The 26017-nt window shown below is 39.7% G+C and carries 21 protein-coding genes and 3 pseudogenes; 19 read left to right on the top strand and 5 right to left on the bottom strand.

Features of this window, described 5'->3' with window-relative positions:
• Positions 1-119 precede the first annotated feature (119 nt).
• From D0Z64_RS06705 to D0Z64_RS06640, 13 genes and pseudogenes are all read left to right on the top strand, one after another.
• Positions 120-788, top strand: a pseudogene (locus D0Z64_RS06705) (LacI family DNA-binding transcriptional regulator); the annotation flags it as partial.
• A 108-nt stretch (positions 789-896) separates the two neighbouring features.
• Positions 897-2564, top strand: a complete 1668-nt coding sequence (locus D0Z64_RS06700; RefSeq protein ID WP_080881818.1) for a glycoside hydrolase family 13 protein — start codon at positions 897-899, stop codon at positions 2562-2564.
• Positions 2565-2567: 3 nt separating this feature from the next.
• Positions 2568-4292 (top strand): glycoside hydrolase family 13 protein, encoded by a 1725-nt coding sequence (locus D0Z64_RS06695; protein WP_080881817.1) that lies wholly within the window; start codon positions 2568-2570, stop codon positions 4290-4292.
• 149 nt (positions 4293-4441) lie between these two features.
• The gene (locus D0Z64_RS06690) at positions 4442-6712 is read left to right on the top strand and encodes a glycoside hydrolase family 65 protein (RefSeq protein ID WP_127345806.1); all 2271 of its coding nucleotides are present in this window, start codon (positions 4442-4444) and stop codon (positions 6710-6712) included.
• The gene (gene pgmB / locus D0Z64_RS06685; protein ID WP_080881815.1) at positions 6697-7368 is read left to right on the top strand and encodes a beta-phosphoglucomutase; all 672 of its coding nucleotides are present in this window, start codon (positions 6697-6699) and stop codon (positions 7366-7368) included. The genes D0Z64_RS06690 and pgmB overlap by 16 nt, the downstream gene beginning before the upstream one ends.
• A 9-nt stretch (positions 7369-7377) precedes the next feature.
• Positions 7378-8484 carry an ABC transporter ATP-binding protein gene (locus D0Z64_RS06680; RefSeq protein ID WP_080881814.1) on the top strand — a complete coding sequence of 369 codons (1107 nt, stop codon included), beginning with the start codon at positions 7378-7380 and terminating at the stop codon, positions 8482-8484.
• A gap of 103 nt (positions 8485-8587) precedes the next feature.
• Entirely contained in the window at positions 8588-9811 is a 1224-nt protein-coding gene (locus tag D0Z64_RS06675) for an extracellular solute-binding protein (RefSeq protein WP_127345805.1), read from the top strand.
• Positions 9812-9884: 73 nt separating this feature from the next.
• Positions 9885-11243: a carbohydrate ABC transporter permease gene (locus D0Z64_RS06670; RefSeq protein WP_127345804.1), complete on the top strand. Its 1359-nt coding sequence runs from the start codon at positions 9885-9887 to the stop codon at positions 11241-11243.
• Between the two features lie 5 nt (positions 11244-11248).
• Entirely contained in the window at positions 11249-12106 is an 858-nt protein-coding gene (locus tag D0Z64_RS06665; RefSeq protein WP_006351668.1) for a sugar ABC transporter permease, read from the top strand.
• A 68-nt stretch (positions 12107-12174) separates the two neighbouring features.
• Positions 12175-12348: an HAD hydrolase family protein gene (locus D0Z64_RS08820; protein ID WP_392391082.1), complete on the top strand. Its 174-nt coding sequence runs from the start codon at positions 12175-12177 to the stop codon at positions 12346-12348.
• Positions 12349-12370: 22 nt separating this feature from the next.
• Positions 12371-12568: pseudogene (locus D0Z64_RS08815) on the top strand (HAD hydrolase family protein); the annotation flags it as partial.
• A gap of 97 nt (positions 12569-12665) precedes the next feature.
• Positions 12666-13035 (top strand): annotated as a pseudogene (locus D0Z64_RS08695) (phosphoglycerate mutase family protein).
• Positions 13036-13075: 40 nt separating this feature from the next.
• Positions 13076-13588, top strand: a complete 513-nt coding sequence (locus D0Z64_RS06640) for an O-acetyl-ADP-ribose deacetylase (RefSeq protein WP_006351673.1) — start codon at positions 13076-13078, stop codon at positions 13586-13588.
• A 32-nt stretch (positions 13589-13620) separates the two neighbouring features.
• Here D0Z64_RS06640 and D0Z64_RS06635 read toward each other — a convergent pair whose 3' ends face one another.
• Positions 13621-14856 (bottom strand): MFS transporter, encoded by a 1236-nt coding sequence (locus tag D0Z64_RS06635; protein ID WP_127345802.1) that lies wholly within the window; start codon positions 14854-14856, stop codon positions 13621-13623.
• 173 nt (positions 14857-15029) lie between these two features.
• On the opposite strand from D0Z64_RS06635, the gene D0Z64_RS06630 reads away from it, so the two are divergent.
• Positions 15030-15980: a cytochrome C5 gene (locus D0Z64_RS06630; RefSeq protein ID WP_164742131.1), complete on the top strand. Its 951-nt coding sequence runs from the start codon at positions 15030-15032 to the stop codon at positions 15978-15980.
• A gap of 82 nt (positions 15981-16062) precedes the next feature.
• Here the strand turns inward: D0Z64_RS06630 and D0Z64_RS06625 are convergent, their stop codons facing one another.
• The gene (locus D0Z64_RS06625) at positions 16063-16434 is read right to left on the bottom strand and encodes an aggregation-promoting factor C-terminal-like domain-containing protein (protein ID WP_127345800.1); all 372 of its coding nucleotides are present in this window, start codon (positions 16432-16434) and stop codon (positions 16063-16065) included.
• 195 nt (positions 16435-16629) lie between these two features.
• Between D0Z64_RS06625 and D0Z64_RS06620 the strand changes: the two genes are divergently transcribed.
• Positions 16630-19161: a M1 family metallopeptidase gene (locus D0Z64_RS06620; protein ID WP_127345799.1), complete on the top strand. Its 2532-nt coding sequence runs from the start codon at positions 16630-16632 to the stop codon at positions 19159-19161.
• Positions 19162-19291: 130 nt separating this feature from the next.
• Positions 19292-20785, top strand: coding sequence for a peptide MFS transporter (locus D0Z64_RS06615; protein ID WP_006351678.1), 1494 nt, complete (start codon positions 19292-19294; stop codon positions 20783-20785).
• 48 nt (positions 20786-20833) lie between these two features.
• On the opposite strand, the gene D0Z64_RS06610 is transcribed toward D0Z64_RS06615, so the two are convergent.
• Complete coding sequence (locus tag D0Z64_RS06610; protein ID WP_127345798.1) at positions 20834-22042, bottom strand: L,D-transpeptidase family protein; 1209 nt, start codon at positions 22040-22042, stop codon at positions 20834-20836.
• Between the two features lie 151 nt (positions 22043-22193).
• Here D0Z64_RS06610 and D0Z64_RS06605 point away from each other — a divergent pair, with 151 nt between their 5' ends.
• Entirely contained in the window at positions 22194-22997 is an 804-nt protein-coding gene (locus tag D0Z64_RS06605) for a DUF4931 domain-containing protein (RefSeq protein ID WP_127345797.1), read from the top strand.
• Positions 22998-23020: 23 nt separating this feature from the next.
• Here D0Z64_RS06605 and D0Z64_RS06600 read toward each other — a convergent pair whose 3' ends face one another.
• Positions 23021-23668, bottom strand: coding sequence for a hypothetical protein (locus D0Z64_RS06600; protein WP_127345796.1), 648 nt, complete (start codon positions 23666-23668; stop codon positions 23021-23023).
• Between the two features lie 61 nt (positions 23669-23729).
• Between D0Z64_RS06600 and yaaA the strand changes: the two genes are divergently transcribed.
• Entirely contained in the window at positions 23730-24491 is a 762-nt protein-coding gene (gene yaaA, locus D0Z64_RS06595) for a peroxide stress protein YaaA (RefSeq protein ID WP_127345795.1), read from the top strand.
• Here yaaA and D0Z64_RS06590 read toward each other — a convergent pair.
• Positions 24488-25231 (bottom strand): alpha/beta hydrolase, encoded by a 744-nt coding sequence (locus D0Z64_RS06590; protein WP_040457310.1) that lies wholly within the window; start codon positions 25229-25231, stop codon positions 24488-24490. The genes yaaA and D0Z64_RS06590 overlap by 4 nt on opposite strands.
• A 153-nt stretch (positions 25232-25384) precedes the next feature.
• On the opposite strand from D0Z64_RS06590, the gene D0Z64_RS06585 reads away from it, so the two are divergent.
• Positions 25385-25987 (top strand): histidine phosphatase family protein, encoded by a 603-nt coding sequence (locus D0Z64_RS06585; protein ID WP_006352414.1) that lies wholly within the window; start codon positions 25385-25387, stop codon positions 25985-25987.
• Positions 25988-26017: the final 30 nt, after the last annotated feature.

The following is a 26017-nucleotide window of genomic DNA, read 5'->3' as shown; positions in this document are numbered from 1 at the left end:
GTGAGCAGAAGGGCGAATAAACTCTGCTCACTTTTTATTTTAAAAAGAAAAAGAACCGAATCAAAATGATTCGGTTCATAAAGCTAAACTTTCGTCAATGCCTTAACTTAATGACATTGATGCAGCTAGTGGCCGATCCGACGAAAATCGAAACCGGACGTGCAGATGGTTATTTGATTACTGGAGCACGCAACAAAGATTATGAATTGTTCGATCAATTAGATAAGCCTTTTGTTTTATTCGGTGAAAATCACCGTGGCTATGACTTCGTTGATAACGATAATCAATTAGGTGAAAAAATTGCGACCGAATATGCAATGAATCGATTTTATAAGCAAATAATTTTTATCGGAATTGATATTAAAGAACCGTTTGAATATTCGCGTGAGGCCGGTTATATCAATACTTTGCAAAAGAATCAAATTATTCCGCAAATTTATCGTGTGCCAAATCACAGCCATTCTGCTCAGGATTTGATTCATGAACATTTTAGTGAATTCAAAAAGGATACTTGCTTCATTTGCGCAAGCGACCGAATTGCAATTGGCGTTGAACGACAGCTGCTGATTGAAAACGGCAAAGTGCCAGAAGACTTTGGCGTAATTGGCTATGATGGCGTCTTTTTGGATCAAGTTGCTAATCCAAAATTAACAACGATTAAACAGCCAATTATGGAAATGGGTGAAATGCTGGCAAACATGCTGCTGAAAAAGATTGAGCAGTCGGGTTCACCGCAAGGAGAAGTAATGATAAAACCAACTTTGATTCGAAGAGGATCAACTAGATAAAGGGAACGAGATCCTTTTCTCGTTCCTTTTTTTGATACCGATAACATCATATTTTGAGTTGAAAGCGATTACGGTAATCGACTAGACTGTGACTTGGAGGAAAAGATTATGGCACATTGGTATAATCACGCAATTATTTATCAAATATACCCCAAGTCCTTCCAAGACTCGAATGATGATGGAATTGGGGATCTTAATGGAATAAAAAAGAGAATTCCGTACTTAAAAAACCTAGGTATTAACGCTGTTTGGCTGAATCCTGTTTTTGTATCGCCACAAGTTGACAATGGCTATGATGTTTCAAATTATTTTGCCATTGATCCACATATGGGGACGATGGAGGACATGGAAAACTTGATTAAGGCTTTCCATGAAGCAGGGATTCACGTCATTATGGACTTTGTCTTAAATCATACTTCGGACCAGCATCCATGGTTCCAAGATGCAATTAAGAATCCAAATAGCATTTACCGTGATTATTATATTTTTGCCGGCGAAAATAATAAGCGTCCCAACAATTGGGGCAGCTTCTTTGGCGGCAGTGTTTGGGAGCCCGACCCAGCTGGAACCGGTGAATTTTACTTCCACTTGTTCGACAAGCGAATGCCTGATTTGAATTGGAAAAATCCTGAAGTACGACATGCGATGCTGGAAATTGCGGAATATTGGCTGGATAAGGGGATCGATGGTTTAAGATTGGATGCCTTTATTCATATTGGCAAAGCTGATTTGCGTCAGAGTTTTCCAACTGTTGATAATAGTGACAAGCCGGTTGTTGCAGAACCGTTTTTCGCTAACTTGCCACAAGTGCAAGAGTGGATGCGGCCATTCTGCGAAAAGATTAAGCAGGACTATCCAGAAACTCTATTATTAGGTGAAGCAGCTAGTGCCAGCGTTAACTTAGCAGTTGACTACACTAGCAAGCGCAATCACTTGATGGATAGCGTAATTACCTTCCGTTATTTCAGTGAAGATGATAGTCACGTTGATCCAAGCTTCTCAGCTCAATATCAGCCTAAACCGCTTGATATGACTGCTTTTAAGCAAAATCAAGCAGTTTGGCAGCAGACCTTGAATGGCATTTCAGAACCAACTTTGTATTGGGGCAACCATGATATGGCTCGTCTTAGAACGCGGGTTGCCAACAATGACACTGAAGCACGCAGTTTGGCAATGCTAATGTATTTGCAACACGGAATTCCTGTGATTTATTACGGTGAAGAATTAGGCTTGCAAAATTTGAAATTTGATCATGCCGAACAGTTTGAAGATATGACGGTTAAGCCATTTATTGAATCCGCTGAAAAAGCAGGCAAGAGTGAAGAAGAAGCCATAGCAATGGTTAGTGCAACGCATAAGCTGCCTGCACGTGGCCCAATGCCATGGAATAATGATAAGTTTAACGGCTTTTCAAAAGTAAAGCCATGGATTGACGGAGAAAAAGTTGATGCTGCCAGTGTAGCAGATGAAGTTGATGATGATACTTCAATTCTTAGTTTTTATAAAAAGATGCTAGCTCTGAAACAAACAGATCTTTTCCAAGATGGTAGCTACTATCTATTGTCAACGGATAAAAACTCTTATGTTTATGAGCGTGATCTCGGAGATGAAAGTGCCATTGTTGCGGTTTCACTTAGTCCGGAAAAAACGACTGTGGAAATTCCAGCCGAATATGAAACTGAAGTATTAAGTGCAGGTCAGTATCAATTAAATAAGCAAAAATTAACCTTGATGCCATATGCTGGCGTTGTTTTGATGAGAAAAAAGGAGAATTAAAAGATGCAAGTAGCTGCATTACGTCATAGATCAGAAAGCGAAGATTGTTTTGTTCTTGATCGCAACCGTGTACGCGTTCGTTTTCACACTGCAAAAAATGATGTTGAAAAAATTATTGTGCACTATGTTGACAATTACATGCCACCTTTATCTGCTAAACAAGTTGAAATGGAAAAAATTGGTTCAGGTGAGGTAGAAGATCATTGGGGAGCTACACTTGAAGTGCCATACCACCGAATCAAGTATACTTTTGAAGTAACTGGCAAAGATGGCGATCGCAAGATTTTTGGGGACCGTGGCATTTATGACTACAGTAAGAAAAGCTTACTAGCCGATGGTTCCTACTTTAGAGTTCCATATTTACATGAAATTGATATGGATAAAACGCCAGATTGGGTAAAACATACAGTTTGGTACCAAATTTTCCCGGAACGTTTTGCTAATGGCGATAAGTCAAATGATCCTAAAGGTACTAAACCTTGGAATCCAGACGATCACCCTGGCCGCGAAGACTTCTATGGTGGTGACCTGCAAGGTGTACTTGACCACTTGGATTATTTGCAAAAGCTAGGCGTTAATGGCCTTTACTTCTGCCCTATCTTTAAAGCAAGCTCCAACCACAAGTACGATACTGTCGACTATTTTGAAATCGATCCTGCTTTTGGTGATAAGGACTTGTTTGCAAAGGTTGTTAATGAAGCTCATAAACGTGGCATGAAAGTTATGCTTGATGCCGTATTCAACCATATCGGCAAGGACTCAATGCAATGGCAAGATGTAGTTGAAAATGGTGCAAAATCACGCTTTGCCGATTGGTTCCACATTAACTCCTTCCCAGTTGAACCATATCGCAATCCAGCTAAGGGTGAAGGCCAACCACCATATGAAACTTTTGCCTTTGAACCAACAATGCCTAAGCTGAATACTGCCAACCCTGAAGTTCAAGATTATTTGCTTGAAATTGCTACTTACTGGGTTAAATACTTTGATATTGATGCTTGGCGTTTGGACGTTGCCAATGAAGTTGATCACCACTTCTGGAAGAGATTCCACCAAGCTTTGGTTGCAATTAAACCTGATTTTTATATCGTTGGTGAAATTTGGCACTCAGCTCGTCCATGGCTCAATGGTGATGAATTCTCAGGCGTTATGAACTATCCATTCACTTTGCAGGTTGAAGATCACTTCTTCCACCATGCAATGTCAGCTAAAGCTATGGTTGAGCACTTGAACGATCAAATGATGTTGTATCGTGACAGCACCAACCAGGCAATGCTTAATACTTTGGACAGTCATGATACTGCAAGAATTAGAACCGTGGCTAACGGGGATGAAGATCTCGCATTGCAGGCAATGGCCTTTATCTTTACGCAAACTGGAAGCCCATGTATTTACTACGGTGATGAAATGGGAATGGAGGGCGACAATGATCCCGATTCTCGTAAGCCAATGAATTGGAACAAAGAAGACAGCCCAATCTGGAAGAGAGTTCATGCTTTAGTTGAAATGCGCTTAAAGCATGCACAAACCTTTGGTAAAGGAAAAGTTTTGTTATCTGTAACTGAAGATGGCTTAATCAAGGTCGATCGAACAGGTGAGGAACACATAATTGCTTACTTCAATACAACCGATCATGATATTCGACTTGCCGCTGACAATGAATTGCTGAAACAAAACTATGATGGCGGAAAGCTTGCTCCAAAGGGATTTGTAGTTATTAAAGCATAAAAAATGATGAATAAAAGGCTAGTGCATCACTAGTCTTTTATTTTTTATCTTAATTCTGATACCGTTAACATCGATTTTGATATTGTAAACCGCTTTCATATCCGTAATAATGTAAACGTAAACAAAAAAGCACTTTAGGGAGAATGATTATGAAACGAATTTTTGAAATCGATCCTTGGAAAGTTGTAACTCATACTTTTAATCCTGAAGATAAAAGATTGCAAGAAAGTATGACTGCAATTGGTAATGATTACATGGGTATGAGAGGAAACTTTGAAGAAGGCTATTCAGGTGACAGTCTTCAAGGTACCTACTTGGCTGGGGTTTGGTTTCCAGACAAAACTGTAGTAGGTTGGTGGAAAAATGGTTATCCAAAATACTTTGGTAAAACTCCTAACGCGCCCAGCTTTATCGGAATCGGAATTACAGTAAATGGTGAAAAGATCGACTTAGCTAAAGTAAAATTTGATGATTTTGAATTAGCACTCGATATGCACCAAGGTCTTCTTACAAGAAGCTTTATTTATGAAGGCAAGGACGTCAAAGTAAAATTTGAATTTGAACGTTTCCTTCATATTATTCAAAAAGAAGCTGCTCTAATTAAAGTTAAGGCAACTGTACTTGAAGGTCATGCAAAGATTTACTTTGACTCAACTTTAGATGGAACTGTAGTTAACGAGGATAGTAACTATGGCACCCGTTTCTGGATTCCACTTGGCGAAGATAAAGAAGCTAAGACTATTCAAGTAAAAACTAAGTCAAATCCTTATGGTGTTCCACAATTCACTGTTTTGCTTAAAGAAAGCTTGCGTCATAACGGTGAAGCAGTTAACGGCGAAGTTACTACTGAAGATGCAAAATTAAGCGAAAAATTCTCAGTAGACTTAAACGAAAACGAAAGCTATGAACTTGAAAAAGATGTCATTGTTGTAACTAGCCGTGACGTTGAAGACAAAGATCAAAAAGCTGTTGCTAACAACTTAATGACCAAGCTTCAAGAAAAGAGTTTTGAAGATAACTTAGCAGATCATACAGAAGCTTGGAAGAAGCGCTGGGAAACAAGTGATGTTGAAATCGCTGGCAATGACGCAGCTCAACAAGGTATTCGTTTTAATATTTGTCAATTGTTCATGACTTACTATGGTGAAGACAAGCGCTTGAATGTTGGACCTAAAGGTTTCACCGGAGAAAAATACGGTGGTGCTACTTACTGGGACACTGAAGCTTACATCGTTCCAATGTACTTAGCCGTAACTAAGCCAAGCGTTACAAGAGCACTTCTTCAATATCGTCACGATCAATTGCCAGGTGCTTACCATAACGCTAAGGAACAAGGCCTTCCAGGTGCATTATTCCCAATGGTTACCTTCAATGGTATTGAATGCCACAACGAATGGGAAATCACTTTTGAAGAAATCCACAGAAATGCGGATATTCCTCACGCAATCGCTATGTACACTGATTACACTGGCGATGATAGCTACGTTAAGAACGAAGGTATGGATGTTTTAGTTGGTACCGCAAGATTCTGGGCAGCTAGAGTTCACTGGTCTAAGTGGCGTAACAAGTATGTAATACACGGTGTAACAGGTCCTAACGAATACGAAAACAACGTTAACAACAACTGGTTTACCAATACTATGGCAAGATGGCTACTCAAGTACACCTTGCAACGTTTGCCACTTGCTACAAAGGAAGCTCAAGAAAGAGTTCACGTAACTGAAGAAGAAAAAGCTAAATGGCAGGACATCGTAGACAAGATTTATTTACCAGAAGATAAAGAACGCGGCATCTTCTTACAACAAGATGACTTCTTAGACAAAGATATTCGTCCAGTTAGTGAAATCGAAGATCAACGTCCAATTAACCAACACTGGTCATGGGACAAGATCTTAAGATCACCATTTATCAAACAAGCTGATGTTTTACAAGGAATCTACTTCTTAAACGACGAATATACTATGGAGCAAAAAGAAAAGAACTTTGACTTCTATGAACCATTAACAGTTCATGAAAGTTCACTTTCTCCATGTATTCACTCTATTTTGGCTGCTGAACTTGGCAAGCAAAAGAAGGCTGTTGAGCTTTATGAAAGAACTGCTCGTCTTGACCTTGATAACTACAACAACGATACGGTTGATGGTTTGCACATCACTTCAATGAGTGGTTCATGGCTTGCAATTGTTCAAGGTTTCGCAGGTATGCGTTACGATCACAACCAATTGAAGTTCAACCCATTTGTTCCGGATGATTGGGATCACTACAGCTTCAAGATCAACTACCGTGATCGTTTGATTGAAGTTTATGTTGATCATGAAGAAACAAAGATTACTTTACTTAAAGGCGAAGACCTAGAAGTATTAGTAAAAGGTAAGAAAGTAGTACTTAAAGAAGGTAAAACCGAATGCTTAAAGGATTAATTTTTGACTTAGATGGCGTTTTAACTGACACAGCTCGCTACCACTTAAGTGCTTGGAACAACCTCGCTAAAGAATTAGGAATCTCTTTAAATCAAGATCAACTTGATTCTCTACGTGGTATTTCAAGAATGGATTCATTAGAACTCATTTTGAAATATGGTGGCCAAGAAAATAAATATTCAGAAGCAGAAAAAGAAAAATTTGCTGCTGAAAAGAATGCTAAGTTTGTTGAACAAGTTGAAACAATAACACCAAAGGATATTTTGCCTGGTATCCCACAATTGCTTAAAGATGCTAAGGCACAAAACCTGAAGATGGTAATTGCTTCAGCTTCCAAAAATGCACCAAAGATTTTAAATCGTTTAGGCATTATGGATGAATTTGATGGCATTGTTGATCCAGCAACCTTGCATCACGGCAAACCAGACCCAGAAATTTATGAAAAGGCTCAAGAACTTACTGGTTTCAAGGCTGATGAAGTTATCAGTTTTGAAGATGCAAAGGCCGGTGTTGAATCAATCAAAGCTGCAGGTCAATTTGCAGTTGGAATCGGTGACAAGGAACTTCTTAAAGAAGCTGATTACATTGTTCCTTCAACTGCAGATTTGAAGTTAAGCGAAATTGAGAAAGTATTTGAGGAAAAACAAGGGAAGTAGGAGGAAAGTATGGTTGAGGTTGATTTAAACCATATTTATAAAAAATATGAAGGCAATGATTTCTATTCAGTAAACGACTTTGATTTACATATCAAAGATAAGGAATTCATCGTTTTCGTAGGTCCATCAGGTTGTGGTAAGTCCACTACTTTGAGAATGATTGCCGGCTTGGAAGACATTTCAAAGGGTACTTTGGAAATTGACCACAAGGTAATGAATGACGTTGCCCCAAAGGACCGTCGCATTGCCATGGTTTTCCAGAACTACGCTTTGTACCCGCACATGAGCATTTACGACAACATGGCCTTCAGCTTGAAGCTGCGCCACTACAAGAAGGAAGACATCGACAAGCGTGTTCACCACGCAGCCGACATCCTGGGCTTGAACGACTATCTTGACAAGAAGCCGTCAGCCCTTTCAGGTGGTCAGCGTCAGCGTGTAGCCTTAGGACGTGCGATCGTGCGTGATGCGCCGATCTTCCTGATGGACGAGCCACTGTCAAACCTGGATGCCAAGCTTCGTGTGTCCATGCGTGCTGAAATTGCCAAGCTGCACCAAAGACTTGGCACTACCACCATCTACGTAACGCACGACCAGACTGAAGCCATGACTTTGGCCGACAGAGTTGTCGTTATGTCAGTCGGCAAGGTAGAACAGATCGGCACGCCGCTGGAGGTATACAACCACCCAGTCAACCAATTCGTAGCCGGATTCATTGGTTCACCGCAAATGAACTTCTTCAACGTTCACTACAAGGACCAAAGAATTTCAGATGGCAAGGGTCTTGACATCGAGGTTCCAGAAGGCAAGGCAAAGATGCTTGAAGAAAAGGGCTATGCGGACAAGGATGTTGTCTTTGGCATTCGTCCAGAGGACATCCACTCAGAAGAAGCCTTCTTGGAAACTTGGCCGAATGACGTTGTGAAATCACAAGTTGTTGTTTCTGAGCTTTTAGGTTCAACAATTCAGCTTTACCAAAAAGTTGACGGCACTGAATTTGTAGCCATCGTTAACGCTCGTGACTATCATAAGCCGGGAGATGTGGTAAGAATGGGCTTCGATGTTAACAAGGCTCACTTCTTTGACAAGGACACTACTAAGGCTATCGTTAACTAGTTTTAGTAAAAATTAATTTAATTAATGTTTACAATTTGCAGACTGAACTGCTTTTGTTGAGATATTGCATATATTATTTTGTTTTATTTAGGAGGATAAAGTCATGAAGTTTTGGAAGAAATTGGCATTAGGTAGTACAGCTGTTTTAGCTGCAATGTCACTTGCAGCTTGCTCAAAAGGCTCTTCAAATAGTTCATCATCAAGCAGCAGTAACAAGAGCGCTAGCTTGACTCTCTGGGTTGATACCCAACAAGTTCCTTACTACAAGAAGATTGCTAAGGACTTTACTAAGAAGTACAAGAACATTAAGGTTCGTGTTGTTCAAAGTCCAAACGGTTCAGCTAACGCTAAGACTGATGTTGGTAAGGACCCATCAAAGGCTGCCGACGTATTTGAAGCTCCAAACGATCAATTAGGTCAAATGGCTGAAGCTGGTTACATTAACCCACTTTCACCATCAGCTACTAAAGATATTAAAGCCAACTACGTAAGCGTAGCTTCAAAGGGTGTAACTTGGAAGGGCAAGCTTTACGCATTCCCATACGCAGAACAAGCTCAAACCCTTTACTACAACAAGTCAAAGCTTTCAGCTAGCGATGTTAAGGACTGGAAGACTTTAACCTCTAAGGGTGTAGTTGCTACTGACTTTACTAACGCATACGTAATGTGGCCAGTAATGTTCTCAGCAGGCACTAAGTTGTTTGGTGACAACGGACAAGACCTTAAGGGTTCAACCTTTAACTCACAACAAGGTGTTAACGCTTTGAAGTGGTACGCAGCTCAAAAGAACAACAAAGGCGTAATGCAAACTTCAAACGCTTTGAACCAATTAAAGAAGGGCAATGCTCAAGCTATCTTGGACGGTCCTTGGGACGCTGCTAACATCAAGAATATCTTGGGTAAGAACTTCGCAGTTGCTCCATATCCTAAGATTGAAGTTGGCGGCAAGACTGTACAAATGGAAGCATTCCTTGGTATTGAAGGCTTTGCTATTAACTCACACACCAAGAACGCTAAGGCTGCTTCAGAATTAGCTGCTTACATCACTAACAAGAAGGCACAATTAATTGCTCACAAGGAAGCTGGTCAAATTCCTGTATTGAAGTCTGCTGTAAACTCAAGCGCTGTTCAAAACGATCCAGTTGCTAAGGCCGTAATGCAAATGGCTAAGCCAGGTTACTCAGTATTGCAACCAATGCTTCCACAAATGGCTATTTTCTGGAACGATTCAGCTCCATTAATCAGTGGTACTTACGACGGCAAGATCAAGCCATCACAATACAAGGCACAACTTGCTAAACTTGCTAAGGAAATTGAAAAGAAGTAATTAACTTTTAAAGCATAAGCAAAGGTTGGTCGACTAAATAGTCCAACCTTTTTGCTTGAGAAGAGGAGAAGTTATGTTTAAGAGAAAAAAGCATGTAGCTCCTGAAGCAACTTATCGAGAGGTATGGACTAAAGGGGATATAGCTACCAAATTATCTTTCTTCATAATGGGTAGCAATGCTCTTGCTAATAAGCAATGGGTAAAAGGTTTAGCTTTCCTGTTATCAGAAGTAATCTTTGTTGTTTGGTTTATTTTTAGCGGTATCTCAGCATTAAGCATGCTGGTTACATTAGGTTCCGATAAAACCAAAAAGGTTGTTTATGATGCTTCACAAGGAGTTTATATTACTAAACAGCCTTCGAACTCAGTTTTGATTCTGTTGTTTGGTGTTTTGGCAATTATCTTATGTATCGTAATGATTTACCTTTACTGCGTAAACTTAAGATCTACTAAACACAATTATATTTTGAAGCGTGATGGCAGACATATTCCAACTAATATTGAAGAATTGAAGAGTTTACTTGACGTACGTTTACACGCAACATTGATGACTCTTCCATTACTTGGAATTTTGTTCTTTACTATTTTGCCAACGGTCTTCATGATTTCAATGGCCTTTACTAACTATGACCGTGAGCACCCAATTGCCTTCTCTTGGACTGGTTTTCAAGCATTTGGCAGTGTGCTTAACGGTGATTTAGCTGGTACTTTCTTCCCAGTATTGGGTTGGACCTTAATTTGGGCCGTTTTAGCAACAGTTACGACTTTCTTCTTTGGCGTTTTGCTTGCCTTATTGATTGAATCAAAAGGTATTAAACATAAAGGCTTCTGGAGAACGATCTTCGTAATTGTTTGGGCTGTTCCTCAATTCGTTTCACTGTTGATGATGGCTCAATTCTTGGACTACCAGGGTGCTTTAAACAACATTTTAATGAACTTGCACTTGATTAGTTCCCCAATTCACTTTATTGACAACCAGGCTTCACCAATTATAGCTAGAATTACGGTTATTATCGTTAACATGTGGGTTGGTATCCCAGTTTCAATGCTGATTTCAACCGCGATTATTCAAAACTTGCCGCAAGATCAAATTGAAGCTGCCAAGATCGATGGTGCTAATGTTGTTCAAATTTTTAGATATATTACTTTCCCACAAATCTTGTTTGTCATGGCTCCATCACTGATTCAACAATTTATCGGAAATATCAATAACTTCAACGTTATCTTCCTGTTAACTGGTGGTGCCCCAATGAACAGTAAATACAACGGTGCCGGATCCACCGACTTGCTGGTAACGTGGCTATATAACTTGACCTTCGGTCAGGAGCAACGTTACAACGCTTCAGCCGTATTGGGTATCTTGATCTTTATTCTTAGTGCAACCGTATCCTTAATTGCCTACAGACACACTAATGCTTATAAGGAGGGCTAATAAACATGAAGTCTTATACACACCAGAGACAGCTCTCATTGGTCTTGCGGTATATCCTTTTAACCATCTTAGCGATTATTTGGATTTTACCAATTGTTTGGATCATCTTAGCTAGTTTTTCATACAATGATACTGGATTTGTTTCGACCTTCTGGCCTGATCAATTCACATTGCAAAACTATATTGGGATTTTCACGAACCCACAATATCCGTATGCAAACTGGATTATTAATACGTTGGTAGTTTCAATTGCTTCAATGATTGTCTCCACTTTCTTAACAATCTCTGTAGCTTACGTATTATCGAGACTTCGCTTCGCATTTAGAAAACCATTCTTACAAATTGCCTTAGTTTTAGGAATGTTCCCAGGCTTCATGTCAATGATCGCTTTGTACTACATTTTGAAGGGTCTTAACATGTTGAACCTCTTCGGTTTGTTCCTTGTATATGTAGGTGGTGCCGGATTAGGATTCTACGTTGCTAAAGGATTCTTTGATACTATTCCACGGTCAATCGACGAAGCTGCTGAAATTGATGGTGCTACTAGATGGCAAGTATTTACCCACATTGGTTTGCCACTTTCAAAGCCAATGATCGTTTATACTGCTTTAACAGCATTCATCGCACCATGGACAGACTTCATCTTCTCCGGTATTATCCTTTCAACTTCAGGAAATGCCAAGGATTACACTATTGCTTATGGGCTTTACAACATGGTCCATACATCAAAAGGTAATGCAACTGCATACTTTGCTCAATTTGTTGCAGGATGTGTAATTATCGCTATCCCAATTACTATCTTGTTTGTCTTAATGCAGAAGTTCTACGTTAACGGAATTGCTGCTGGTGCTGATAAAGGTTAATCAAGAATTTGCTTATGCTAAAAAACGTCTTATCTTTTGGGATAAGGCGTTTTTGTTTGGAGAGAATAATGACAAAATTACCATTTAAAGCAATTGCTGTTGATATGGACGGCACTTTTCTTAACAGCAAAAGTGATTTTAATAGGGTAAAATTTGCTCGGATTCTGAAAAAATTAAAACAAAACAATATTCATTTTATCGTGGCCAGCGGTAACGAATTGAAACGCAGTCGTATATTTTAAAAGATGCAGATCCTAATTTTAATATTTGAACATTCCGCGGTCACAACTAATGGCCTTTGGTGATGGCGGCAATGATATTGAAATGCTGCAGCTTGCTGGCCTGAGCTATGTGATGGCAAATGGACTGGACTGTGCCAAAAAAGCTGCTAAATTTATCGCACCAAGCAATGATAAACAAGGCGTTTTGCAAGTGATTGCCGCTTATTTAGAAAAGGAGTAGCAGCATGAAATTAGTAATTGTTAGACATGGCATTAGTGCAGATACTTGAGATCGAGTTGTTGACGGCGATAATGATCCTGATCTAAGCGCAGAAGGCATAAAAGGCGTAGAAAAAATTGCACCATATATTGATGAGAAGCAATTTGATTATGTTTATGCCAGTACTTTAACTAGGGCAATAAAAACTGTCAAAATTCTGACCAAGAATAAAAAGAAAATTCATCGCGATTCTAGAATCGTCGAGCTTAGAATGGGCAAGTGAAAAGATGGATAAAACGATTTTGGTCGCAAGTCACGGAATTGCAATTAGAGCATTAATTTCTGTTATCCTTAATGTGGATATGGATAAAGTGATGAACGTCAACAATGTGGCGTTTAGCGAATTTCTTTTTGATCCTCAGAAAAATTACGCGCCGCGGATGATGAGTTTTAATAGCAAATATCCGCTGTTTTATGGTAAAAAGTAATTGTAACTGAGCTAATTTCAACTTTAGGAAGTGCAATAAAATGTCAGAAATAGAAATCGTTCAGGGCGATATTACCAAAATGAAGGCCGATGCAATCGTCAATGCGGCCAATAAATCTCTTCTTGGTGGAGGCGGCGTTGATGGTGCAATTCATGCCGCAGCTGGTCCACAGCTTTTAGCCGAATGTCGTACTTTGCATGGTTGTGACACCGGTGAAGCCAAAATTACCAAGGGTTATAATTTGCCTGCTAAACATGTAATTCATACGGTCGGTCCTATTTACCGTTTTCATAGTCCGGAAGAAGATGCAAAACTTTTGGCAGCCTGCTATCAAAACAGTCTTGATTTAGCTAAGAAAAATAATTTGCATAGTATTATCTTTTCTTCTATTTCAACTGGCGTCTATGGCTATCCTGCTGAAGATGCTGCCAAGATTGCTTTTGCCACCGCGAAAAACTGGCTGGCTGATCATCCTGATTATGAAATGAAAATTTCCATGTGTGCATTTGATCAAAGGATGGCAGATATTTTTAAAAAAGAAATGAATTCATAAAAAATCCATGACTGTAAAAGGTCATGGATTTTTTATTTATTGCGGTAAGAAATTCCCCAGGCAAAGATTAAAACTAATAAGAAATTGAGCAAAAGCGTGAAGCCCGTTACCCAAAAGACTGTAGCATAATTGGAAAGTCCGGAAATAGTTGACCCCATCATTGAACCCAGAACGGCACCAACTGCCTGGAAGGACTGATTGTATGAGAATATTCGACCGAAACTTTCAGGTGGGGTATTCAGGGTTAAAACGGTTTGAGCAGCTGGTAACATGGCAGCACTGGCAATTCCCAGGAAGAATCTTAAAACAGCCAGTACCCAAGGACTATTGGTTAGCGCCATCGGAATGAACAAGACGGCGCCAATAATCAGTCCAACTCTTAAGACACGTAAAGGCCCGATTTCATCCATTTTGTGTCCAATTTTAGAGGCAGCGATTAACGTTCCCAGACCTGGCGTTGCTGCGACTACGCCGGCTACAAATGCAACATCGCCGCCATGCATCATTGATTTAACATACAGTGAAACGATTGGATCAATAGACATTGTTGAGGACTGAACCAGCATGGTTGTGATGAACATGACAACGATTAGTTTAATGCTAGGCAGGCTCTTCATGATTTCATTCATTGGCTTCATCTTTTCACGAGAAACCGGTGTGAAGTCTTCATGAACTAAAAAGCTTGTGCCTAAAAATACAAGAAACATCAATACACCGGTAATAAAGAATGGAATCCGATAGCCCCAGGCGCCACCAAGCCAATTACCAAAAAAGCTTGAAAGGGCACCACCGAGAAGTGGTCCAACCAAGTTGCCGGCAGTACCAGCCGTCATCATTTGACTCATAACCCAACCGCTGCGTTTATGTGGAGTTTCCCCGGCCATTAAGGCAGTTGCGTTGTTAATATAGCCAGAGAATGATCCCTGAATAAAACGCATGACAACAATGTAGATTGCATTAGGAGCCAATCCCGTTAAGGTAATTGTTAGTGCCATTACGCCTGAAGCGCGCATGCACATTAATTTACGACCTTTTCTGTCGGCTAGGCTTCCCCAATATGGCGAGACAATCGCTTGAGCGATAAAGGTCATGGCAAAGGCTAAACCGGAATATAAGTTGATTTGCAGTTTGCTGTAATTGCCCAAATCAGAAATAAAGAGGGAAATAAACGGCATCGTCATCGAATAGCCCATCCCCGTAATAAAACAGCCGAGCCATAGTGTATATAAGGCTTTATGCCAATCAGCAGGTAGTTTTTCAGAATTCAAAAAGGTTCATCTCTTTCGTTAATCAATAATGATTATTTTAACATCTATTGCAAACGTTAATATTTTTTCAAAATAATTCAAAAAAATAAGTTTGAATTATTGAAATTGTGCTAAGATTGGTTTTTCGGAAGGGAGAGATCTTGATGGCGCATATGTCGCGAAGAGAGTATCGCATGAAGAACGAAAATCAGGAGGCACATGCCACTAAGGCAAAAAGTCAATACGCCAGATCCAGAGCCAATGATCGGCGCGTATATCGCGAGAATGTAAAACCACGTAAAAGTACGATTCCTAATTTCAATGTCAACAGCACGCGGAAAGAATATACCCATGTTAGGTTGAATTTTTGGGAAATATTTTCTGATCGGCCTTATGTTTCAGTTTTGCTGATTGTAATTGCTCTGTTCCTAATCATGGCAAAAATCTGGTGGGGCTTGGTTGTTCTGCTGATTTTAACAGTAATTGGCATCTACTTTATTGCACGGTCGCATCATCCTAATCGAGTGCTTAGCCTTGAATTTAAGATGAAGGCTTCAAGAAAACTCAGCATGCTGCGAGCCCTGCAATTGGGTGGTTCTGTAACAATGTTTCTTGCGACGTATATGAAGCAGGTTGTCACCGTAAACTTTACTTCGGCCGGGTCAACGGATAGTTTGAATATTGTCGAAGGCTTTTTATCAAATCAAGGTGGCGCCTATGGTCAACAGGGAACGTACTTCCTTAATCTGTTGAATACGTTCACTGGCGGGCAGCTGTGGAGTTCTTATCGTTATGCGATAAATAGTGCGCAGATGATGAGTTCCAGTTCCGGTCGAATGATCGTAATGTGGATCTTGCTGTTGATGATTGCTCCAGCTCTCTGCGTTTTGGCACAATTCTTTAAGGAGCCATACGCTAGAAATGTTACTTTGATTACTTCAATTATTGCAATGATCAGTTTTATCTTGACGCCATCTTTGATGCGGCGCTGGATTGTTGCTTATGCAATGGAAAATCAAATGTCGCAAACAGCGGCTTCTAATGCTGTGACAATTGGTCCGATGGCTTATATTGCAATGGCATGTTCGATTGGAGTAATGCTGATCGCGTGTTATCGTTCGATCAAAAAAGATAATTTTAAGTAAAAAAAGACAGGCTAGAAAAATTGTTTCTAACCTGTCTTTTATTCTGAATTTTTAGCGAAATTAATTAACTGAGAGCTTTTAATTAGTACCAGTGGTGAGCTAACCAAAACCTCTTAGCATTAACCCATGAACCGTAACGGCGGTAAACATATTGATCAGCAACCCTTTCTTGGTTCCTAGCTGATAAATTGCCGTGTAAGTAAGCAATGTTTAATTGGTACTTACCGTAACAAACACCGTTTCTAGCGGTGTAGCTACCGCCTGATTCGTGCATTGCAATCCACTTCTTAGCTGCCCTTTCCCTTCTGGAAAGAGTAGCAGCTTGAACGGTTTGGTTAGTAGAAGTATTAGTAGTAAAAGTTTGTACAGCTACGATTGCTGTGAAGGCAAGTACTAAAGCTGCGAATAATTTAAATAAATTTGATTTGAAGTTTGATTTTACGTTATTATTCATAGTTCATTCCCTAAAAATTTAAAACTTAACGTTTTCTTAATGACTACGCTTTATATACTACAAGCATAATGTGACAGCAATGTTACAAAACGAAGACGGAGCTCTTACAATCGATAAATAATCACATTTTTTAACGGTTAGAGACGCTTTTTTGGTAGAATTTAAGGAGACAAATGATATTTTAGGAGGAAAAATATGGCAGTTAAACGTGTTTATGAAACTTTTCATCCTGAACATTACAATCTTTTTATTGACGTTAACCGTAAAAATAAGAAGATTTCAGGTACTTCAACTGTAACTGGGGATGCTCAAGAAAAGACTGTTTTAATTAGTCAAAAGTTTATGAAAGTCTCATCAGTTAAGGCTGATGGTCAAGATGTACCATTCACAGTTAGCGATGAAGATGAAGCAATTAAAATTGAATTAGGCAAAACCGGTAAGACTACGATTGCAATCGCTTATACCGCACCATTGACTGATACAATGATGGGCATTTATCCATCATATTACGAACTAAATGGTGAAAAGAAGCAAATTATCGGTACCCAATTTGAAACAACATTTGCACGTCAAGCCTTTCCATGTGTTGACGAACCAGAAGCTAAAGCAACTTTTAGTTTGGCACTTAAGTGGGATGAACAACCTGGCGAAATTGCTCTTGCTAACATGCCTGAAGAAAAAGTGGAAGATGGAGTTCACTACTTTAAAGAAACAGTTCGCATGTCTAGCTACTTGGTTGCATTTGCCTTTGGTGATTTGCAATCTAAGATAACTGAAACCAAAGATGGCGTTAAGATCGGTGTCTTTGCAACTAAGGCACACAAGGCTAAGGAATTAGACTTTGCTCTTGAAATTGCTAAAGAAGCAATTGAATTTTATGAAGACTTTTATCAAACTAAGTACCCACTTCCAAATTCATGGCAATTGGCTTTGCCAGACTTTAGTGCTGGTGCGATGGAAAACTGGGGTCTTGTAACATACCGTGAAGCATATCTTCTTCTTGATCCTGACAATACTTCACTTGAAATGAAGAAATTGGTTGCTACCGTTATTACGCACGAGTTGGCTCACCAATGGTTCGGTGACTTAGTAACGATGAAATGGTGGGACAACTTATGGTTGAACGAAAGTTTTGCTAACATGATGGAATATTTGTCCGTTGATGCTTTGAAGCCAGAATGGCACATCTGGGAAATGTTCCAAGCCAGCGAAGCACCTGCTGCTCTTGGTCGGGATGCTACTGATGGTGTTCAACCAATTCAAATGAAGATTAATGATCCGGCTGATATCGACTCTGCCTTTGATGCAGCGATTGTTTATGCCAAGGGATCAAGAATGCTTGTAATGGTTCGAGCACTTCTTGGCGACGATGCTTTGCGCAAGGGACTTAAGTACTACTTCGATCACCACAAGTATGGCAATGCAACTGGTGATGACCTTTGGGATGCACTTTCAACTGCAACTGATTTGGATATTGGTAAAATCATGCAATCATGGCTTGAACAACCTGGTTATCCAGTTGTAACAGCTAAAGTTGCTGAAAATGGTCACCTTGTTTTAAGTCAAAAGCAATTCTTTATCGGCGAAGGAAAAGATGTCGACAGAACTTGGCAAATTCCTTTGAATGCAAACTTTGACGCACCTAAGATTATGTCTGAAAAAGAACTTGATCTCGGCGATTACAAGACTTTGCGTGAAAAAGCTGGTCATCCATTACGTGTCAATGTTGGCAACAATTCCCACTTCATCGTTAAGTATGACGATACTTTGATGAAGGATATTATGTCAGACCTTGATGATTTGGATCCAATTGCTAAGTTGCAATTATTGCAAGATCTTCGTCTTTTGGCAGAAGGCAAGCAAATTTCTTATGCTGAAATTGTGCCACTTTTGACAAAATTCGCTGACTCTAAGTCTGGTTTAGTCATCAACGCTTTGTACACAACTGCTGCTAAGCTTCGTCAATTTGTAGATCCTGATTCTGATGAAGAAAAGAACTTGAAGAAGCTTTATGACAAATTATCTAAAGAGCAAGTTGCTCGCTTAGGTTGGATGCCAAAGAAGGGCGAAAGCGATGACGATATTCAAATTCGTCCATATGAATTAAGTGCAAGCATTTACGCTGGCAACAGTGATTCAATCAAGGCTGCACATAAGTTGTTTGAAGAAAATGAAGACAACCTGGAAGCTTTGAATGCTGATGTTCGTCCATACGTTTTAATTAATGAAGTTAAGAACTTTGGCAGTCACAACTTGATGGCTAAATTGATCAAGGAATATCAAAGAACTGCTGATGCTTCATATAAAGCTGACTTGCGTAACGCTGCTACTAATACAACTGATCCAGCTGAAATTAATAAGTTGATTGAATACTTCGAAGACGCTGATGTGATTAAGCCACAAGACTTGCGTGGCTGGTTTGCTGGCGTACTTTCCAATCACAAGGGTGAACAAGCTGCTTGGGATTGGATTAGAAAAGATTGGGATTGGCTTGATAAGACTGTTGGTGGCGACATGGAATTTGCTACCTTCGTTCAAGTTATCTCAAGAGTCTTCAGAACTCCTGCAAGATTGAAGGAGTTCAAAGAATTCTTTGAACCAAAGCTTAACGTTCAATTGTTGAAGCGTGAAATTCAAATGGATACTAAGGTTATTGAAACCAGAGTAGATTTGATTCAAGCTGAAGGAAAAGCTGTTAACGACGCTGTTGCTAAGGCTTTGAACTAATTTGAATTAAAAAGCATTATGATAAAAGCTCTATCCGTTAGGATAGGGCTTTTTTTTGACGAATAAAGAATTTAGCCTGTATAATAATGACTTGTGTAAACTTTGATTAAAGGAGTTTTATTGTAATCAAATGAATAACAAGAATATGGATACTGCCTTTTTTGGTCAACCTCGAGGCTTATCTACTTTGTTCTTTACAGAAATGTGGGAACGATTTAGCTATTACGGCATGCGAGCAATTCTCCTGTTCTACATGTACTATGCCGTGACTCAAGGCGGATTAGGTATGAACCAAACGACAGCGGCATCGATCATGTCAATCTACGGCTCATTAGTTTATCTAGCTACTGTTGCCGGAGGCTGGTTGTCAGATCATCTTTGGGGATCACGCCGAACTTTGTTTATTGGCGGTGTCTTCATTATGCTGGGTCATATTGTACTAGCATTGCCAGCAGGTACAGCTGCGCTTTATATTTCAATTGCTTTAATTGTAGTTGGGACTGGCTTGCTTAAACCAAATGTATCTAATATGGTTGGTGGCCTGTATTCAGAAGAAGATCGAAGACGGGATGCCGGCTTTAGTATGTTTGTTTTCGGAATCAACTTGGGCAGTGCCATTGCACCTATTTTGGTTCCTTGGGCCGCTAACGGTTTTGGCTTTCACTTATTTGGTAATGAGACCAACTTTCATGCTGGTTTTTCGTTGGCAGCGATAGGGATGTTCTTTGGTCTAGTGCAATATTACTTTGGCGGGAAAAAGTATCTATCAACTGACGGCTTATTACCTAATGATCCAATTGATAAAGCCGATTTATTGCGGATTGTAAAATGGATCGTAATTTGCATTGCCATTATTGCTGCAATTCTAGGCGTTATGGCTTCAATGGGTCAATTGAATGTCGATAATGTTATTACTTTGTTGACAATTGTTGCGATTGCCTTGCCGGTTTACTATTTCGTTGCAATGCTGCGCAGTCCGAAAGTTAATGAAATTGAACATTCACGGGTTAAAGCATATATCCCATTGTTCATCGCTGCTGCTATTTTCTGGGGAATTGAAGAATCAGGTTCAGTTGTTTTGGCTCTGTTTGCTGAACAAAGAACTATTTTGCATATTGGCAGCTGGCATTTCTCAGCAGCCAACTTCCAAACGCTGAATCCAATTTTTATTATGATTCTCACGCCATTCTTCGTTTGGCTTTGGGAACACTGGAAAAATCAACCAAGTGCACCAGGAAAGTTTGCCAGTGGTCTGATTTTTGCAGGTTTTTCATATATTTGGATGGCCATTCCTGGAATGCTCTTTGGTACACAGGGAAGAGTTTCTCCATTATGGTTAGTCGGTTCCTGGTTTATTGTTGAAATCGCGGAAATGCTGATTTCACCAATTGGTCTTTCAATTACTACTAAGCTTGCGCCTAATGCTTACCGGTCACAGATGATGAGTTTGTGGTTCCTAGCAGATGCCACTGGACAGGCCGTTAACGCGCAGATTGTTAAATTATATTCAACAAATACTGAAGTGGCCTATTTCTGGGCCGTTGGCTTGGTAAGCGTCATTTTCGGTGTCTTGATGTTCTTCATGGTTAAGCGAATTAATGGCTTCATGGAAGGCGTTAGATAAAAAAAGCGTAAAAAATAGAGCTCCAACGAGCTCTATTTTTTATTTTGTTTAGTTGTAAACAATTACAGCTTCATCCTTGATGACGTTTTTCCAAACCCTGTGGATCTCAGATGGACGAATGTTAACACATCCGTGTGAACCACCCTTAAGGTAGGCTGTCTTGCTCCAATCGGTTCTCCAACTAGCATCATGCAAACCACAGCCAGTTAAAGTAAATGGCATCCAGTATTTAACCTTGGAAGCATATTTAGTTCCATCATCGTTGTAGCCGCGAAGGGTACTTGGTGATTCCTTGTATTGAATATACCAAACACCAGTAGGAGTCCGGTTGCCCTTACCAGTGTAAGTACCAGTAACGACATCGGTTAAGTGAACAGCAACTTTGCCTTTTCTGACAACCCATAATTCCTGTTTCTTGATAGAAACAACAACGTAGTTATTGCCGATTCCATGATTGCTCTTGCCGTAGCCATGAGCATAAGTACTGTAACCTAAGCCATAGATATAATCAGCACCATTGATTGTCTTGGTACCATTCATAAAGGCTTTTTCGATTGCTGCTTGAGCCTTTTGCTCATAAATGCCCCAGCCATAGCTCTTATTTGTAACGGTAATGGTTTTGCCTTTAACGCTAGAGCCAGAAGGAACGGTGAACTTGTAGCTCTTCTTCAGAGTACCGACGTCCTTGTTCATTTGCGTTAACTTGGCAGTTAGCTTGCTGACATCTTTAAAATCATATTTGCCATTGCTGTAAGTAACATCATCAATCAAGTCTGTTGCTTTAAGTTGGTAAGTTTTGCCAGCAATTTTATAAGAAACAACGGCTTTATTCATTTGGTTCAGCTTCTTTTTAGCAGTAGCCATTTCACTTGAACTGTAATTGTAATTGGTATTGCTTGGTACGTCGGTATGCTGCTTCGTAAAGTATTTTTGCACTTTTGCTTTAGTAATCGTCTTAATTGAGCTATCACGGCTCAAGATTACTTTATGGTTCTTCAGCTCAACAACATTCTTGGCCTTTTGGTTAATCTTGGCAGTTGCTTTTGCTACCGTTAAGTTTCCAACCTTCACGCCGTAAATAGTAACGTTTGGGTTAAAATGAGTTGTAGCGAATTTTCTCTCACGTGCTTCGCTTGCAACCCGATTATTGTGTATAACGACCCCAAAGATAATCGCGAGCACGATAATTATCGCGCCAATAATCAGAATGATATTATTGCGATTGTTACGTTTTCTTAGATCTTTTCTAGATTGCATAATTACCCAACTTATTTCTTTTCAAACATCGAATGAACGTTTGCTAGCCAACAGTGTATCATCTACCAAGCGGTTAGTAAAGAAAGTACAATTAAATTAACGTTTTTATTATAATATTAAAGAAAGGCAATTTAAACGAAGAGGGTTAAAAATGACGAATGATCCACTTGTTTTTCAAATGGGAATCGCTAAAAACAAGCCGCAATCTTACCGGAAAAAAACTACGTTCAAGCAAAAACAATGTCCGTTTTGCGATGTTGCTCACTTAACTGATATTTATAAGCGTAATGGCGACTTGATTTGGCTGCATAATAAATTTCCTACTTTGCGTGATACGATGCAAACCGTGTTGATTGAAAGCCACGACCATAATGGCGATATTGCTACTTACTCTAAGGAGCACAATCGGAAGATGATCAAATTTGCTTTGAGCTGTGCAGAGGAGATGCAAAATAGCGACAAATATGAATCTGTTCTATGGTACAAAAATTATGGCCCGCATTCTGGCGGTTCTCTAATTCATCCGCATATGCAAATAGTTGGTCTAGAGCACGAAAATGGCTACAAGTATATTCGTCCTAACAACTTTGAGGGAGAAAGCTTGTTTAAAAATCAAGATGTGGAAGTCAATATTGCCCAGCATCCCGTTCAAGGCTATACAGAACTAAATATTAATTCTTTAACTAAAAAAGATCTGGCCTTATGGGCCGACTGGATTCAAAGCGGCGTCAAATACATGCTTAATATTATGTACAACGGCCGCTGCGATTCTTATAACCTCTTCTTTTATCCGCGCGAAGACGGCGGAGTGTGTGCCAAATTAATTACTCGCTTCGATGCGCCGCCTTACTTCGTCGGTTATAAATTATCGCAAGTTAATGATGAAGTTACGCTTGATAATGAAGCGAAACGGTTTAAACAATTTTTTGATCATGGTTCAATAATAAAAGCCTAGGAAAAAATCCTAGGCTTTTTGCTTTAAAATTTAGTTTCGGCAAGATCATCTTCTGGTCGATGGGCTTGAATTCGTAAAACTTGCCATTCAAATTCATCATCGGGTTTCACCAAATTAATGCTCAATTTGTTTTGTGCAAAAGAGAAATCAAGATCAATTCGATTTTCAATCCATTCTACGCGATTAGGTGCCTTTTCAAGGCCTGAAACAACGATCTTTTCAGGCAAAGGGCTCTTTAAAAAGACGTATTTTTGGTAATTTGCATGGCGATTTTCTAATACAAGGCCATCTTGATCAACAGTTAAGTCCGAGAGCTTGCCTTCGTTGAAAGCATGACCAAACATGTGCATCCATTTGTTGATTTGGTCTAAAACAGCTTGATCATTTGCATTAAACTTGCCATCAGCATTAACTGTAAGATTAATGACAGTCGTTTTTCCGTTTTTGCGGTTTTGAACTAAGGTATCAATGACATTGTCCTTAGTAAGTTCGACGCCATTTTGTTCATCAGCTAAAAAAATAGTATATTTAGCGCAGGCTTCTTTTAGAAAATCGCCACCACTAACTGCTCGTGCACCGACATTGCGTGCGGTTTTGACTAAAAAATCCGCATCAGCGTTTTGTTCAGACTCTAATTTGAAATTTAAGACAATTGCAAAATCAGGATTCATGAAAAATACTCCTTTATTTAATACTTAGCTATTTTAACTTAAAAAGCGAGGAAAGGAAAAGATGAAAATTATTATTGCTCCTGCTAAAAAGATGAGACGTGATTTGGACGCCTTTCCCGTTCAAACTGAGCCGGAATTTCTTGCGCAAGCGCAGACGCTGGCTGCTTTTTTAAAAACAAGATCCGCTGCGCAACTAAAAGAGCTATGGCAGGCTAGCGACCGTGTGGTTCAGCAGGCCGAAAGGCAGTTAGCGGAAATGAATTTGAATGAGCGGTTAACGCCGGCAATCGTTGCCTTTTCAGGTATTCAGTATCAATATATGGCACCTGATTTGTTCACGCAGCCAGCACTTGATTATATTCAAAAAAATCTGCGAATCCTTTCCGGTTTTTACGGCAGCTTGCGGCCGTTTGACGGAGTTTGTCCATATCGCTTGGAGATGAAAACCAAGATGGTGGGGTTCAAGGATTACAGTTTGTACCACTTTTGGAATCATCAGATTGCTGATTCCTTGTTTAAGGATGATGATCTGGTAATTAATCTTGCTTCAAAAGAATATTCACGTATGGTTTCGTCTTATTTAAACGATACCAGAAGGATGATCAGCATTGATTTTCAAGAAAAGAAAAACGATAGCTGGCGGACGATTGCTACTCACGCTAAGATGGCGCGTGGGGAAATGGTGCGCTTTATTGCCGAAGAGCAAATAAAAACTCCCGCGCACTTGCAGGAGTTTCATGATTTCGATTTTCAATTTTCACCGGAAAACAGTACAAAGGATCATTTTGTCTTTCGTACCAATTTTGACTTTAAGCGGCATTAAAATAATGGTTTGACAAAGTCAGCGGCTAGTTGAGCAGCTTGATCTTTGTATTCATTAGTAAAGCTGTGATCAGCATTTTCAATTAGATGCAATTCACTGTTAGCGTAAACTTCGTCGTACTTCTTGCTGTATTTAGGATCAACTACTTCATCCTTGGAACCAACAATAATTGAAGCAGGGCCGGTATAACGCTGAGCAATTTCATAAATTGGCAATACTTGAGCAGTTCTTAAGTAGAAGCCGCCCAATTTTTTATTGCCAAAAGGTACGTTGGCAGGGATGCGATCAGGGTTGTAGGTAGCCCCGCGAGTGCTGCCTTTTAATGCATCATCTTTTAATTGAGCCGCAGGTGCTAATAAGACGACTTTTTTAATTACATCAGGGTAAAGACCAGCAAGCATTGAAGCAACTACTCCGCCTTGAGAATGGCCGATCAAAAAAATGTTGCGAACATGCGGATCAGTTCGGACGTAATCCAAAATAGCTTTGCCATCTTCAATTTCATTTACCACGGTCATATCTTCGAACTTGCCATCGCTTTCGCCGTGACCGTTGAAATCAAAGCGGACACTGGCAACATTTTCATTGCGCAAATTATCGGCAATTTGCTTAAGCAAGTCAGTATTGCGGCTGGAAGTAAAGCCATGCATCAAAATTGCCATATCATAGATTTCGCCAAATGGTTCTTCACGATCGCCTACCAAGGTTAAACCATCGCGTTGAATTGTAATGCGTCCCATTGTCATCAGCTCCTTTAACATTTATCTTTCTAATAGTATTGTATACTTTTTAAATGTTAAATAAGCAAATTTTATATTTAAAATAGTTAAAAAAATGGAAAGAAAGTACACAAGATAGTAAGATAATTCTAGTTAAGAACGGGAGTTGAAAAGATGGAAATAGTATTTATCAGACACGGTCAAACTGATGTTAATAAAGACAACCGCTTGCAAGGATCCCTTGTTGATGCGGAACTTAATGAGACTGACGGACGCAATTATGCCAAAAAGGCTGCCGCTAACTTTGATGAAAATGAATTCGACGTGGTTTATTCAAGTCCAATGAAGCGCGCTGTAGAAACTGCCAAGATTTTTACTAAAGGCCGTAAAGAAATTAAACTTGATAAGCGCCTGCTTGAGTTTGACTTTGGCGACTGGGATGGCATGAAGATGGAAGAGATCGGAGACAAATATCCCGATGTTGTCGATCCTTGGGGCAAGGTTAACCGCGATTACGTTAAATACGCTAAAAATGGCGAAACTTACGAAGAATTTGACAAGCGCTGCAGCGAATTTTTAGACGAAATGTATCGTAAGTATTCTGATAAAAATGTTTTAGTAGTTGCCCACGGCAGATTAATTAGAATGATGGCTGCTCATTATTTGACTAATGGTGACATGGACAAAATCGATACGATGGATAACTGTGGATTAACTAAGTTTGAAGTGCGCGATGGTATTGCCAGATTATTTTACTACAATCGGTTACTCGCTTAAGCTGGAATTTTCCGGCTTTTTTGTAATTAA

The sequence above is a fragment of the Lactobacillus amylolyticus genome (genome assembly GCF_003999355.1).
Classification (GTDB): Bacteria; Bacillota; Bacilli; order Lactobacillales; family Lactobacillaceae; genus Lactobacillus; species Lactobacillus amylolyticus.
The sequence above is the reverse complement of the archived record's forward strand: the minus strand, read 5'-3'. Positions and strand labels throughout refer to the sequence as shown.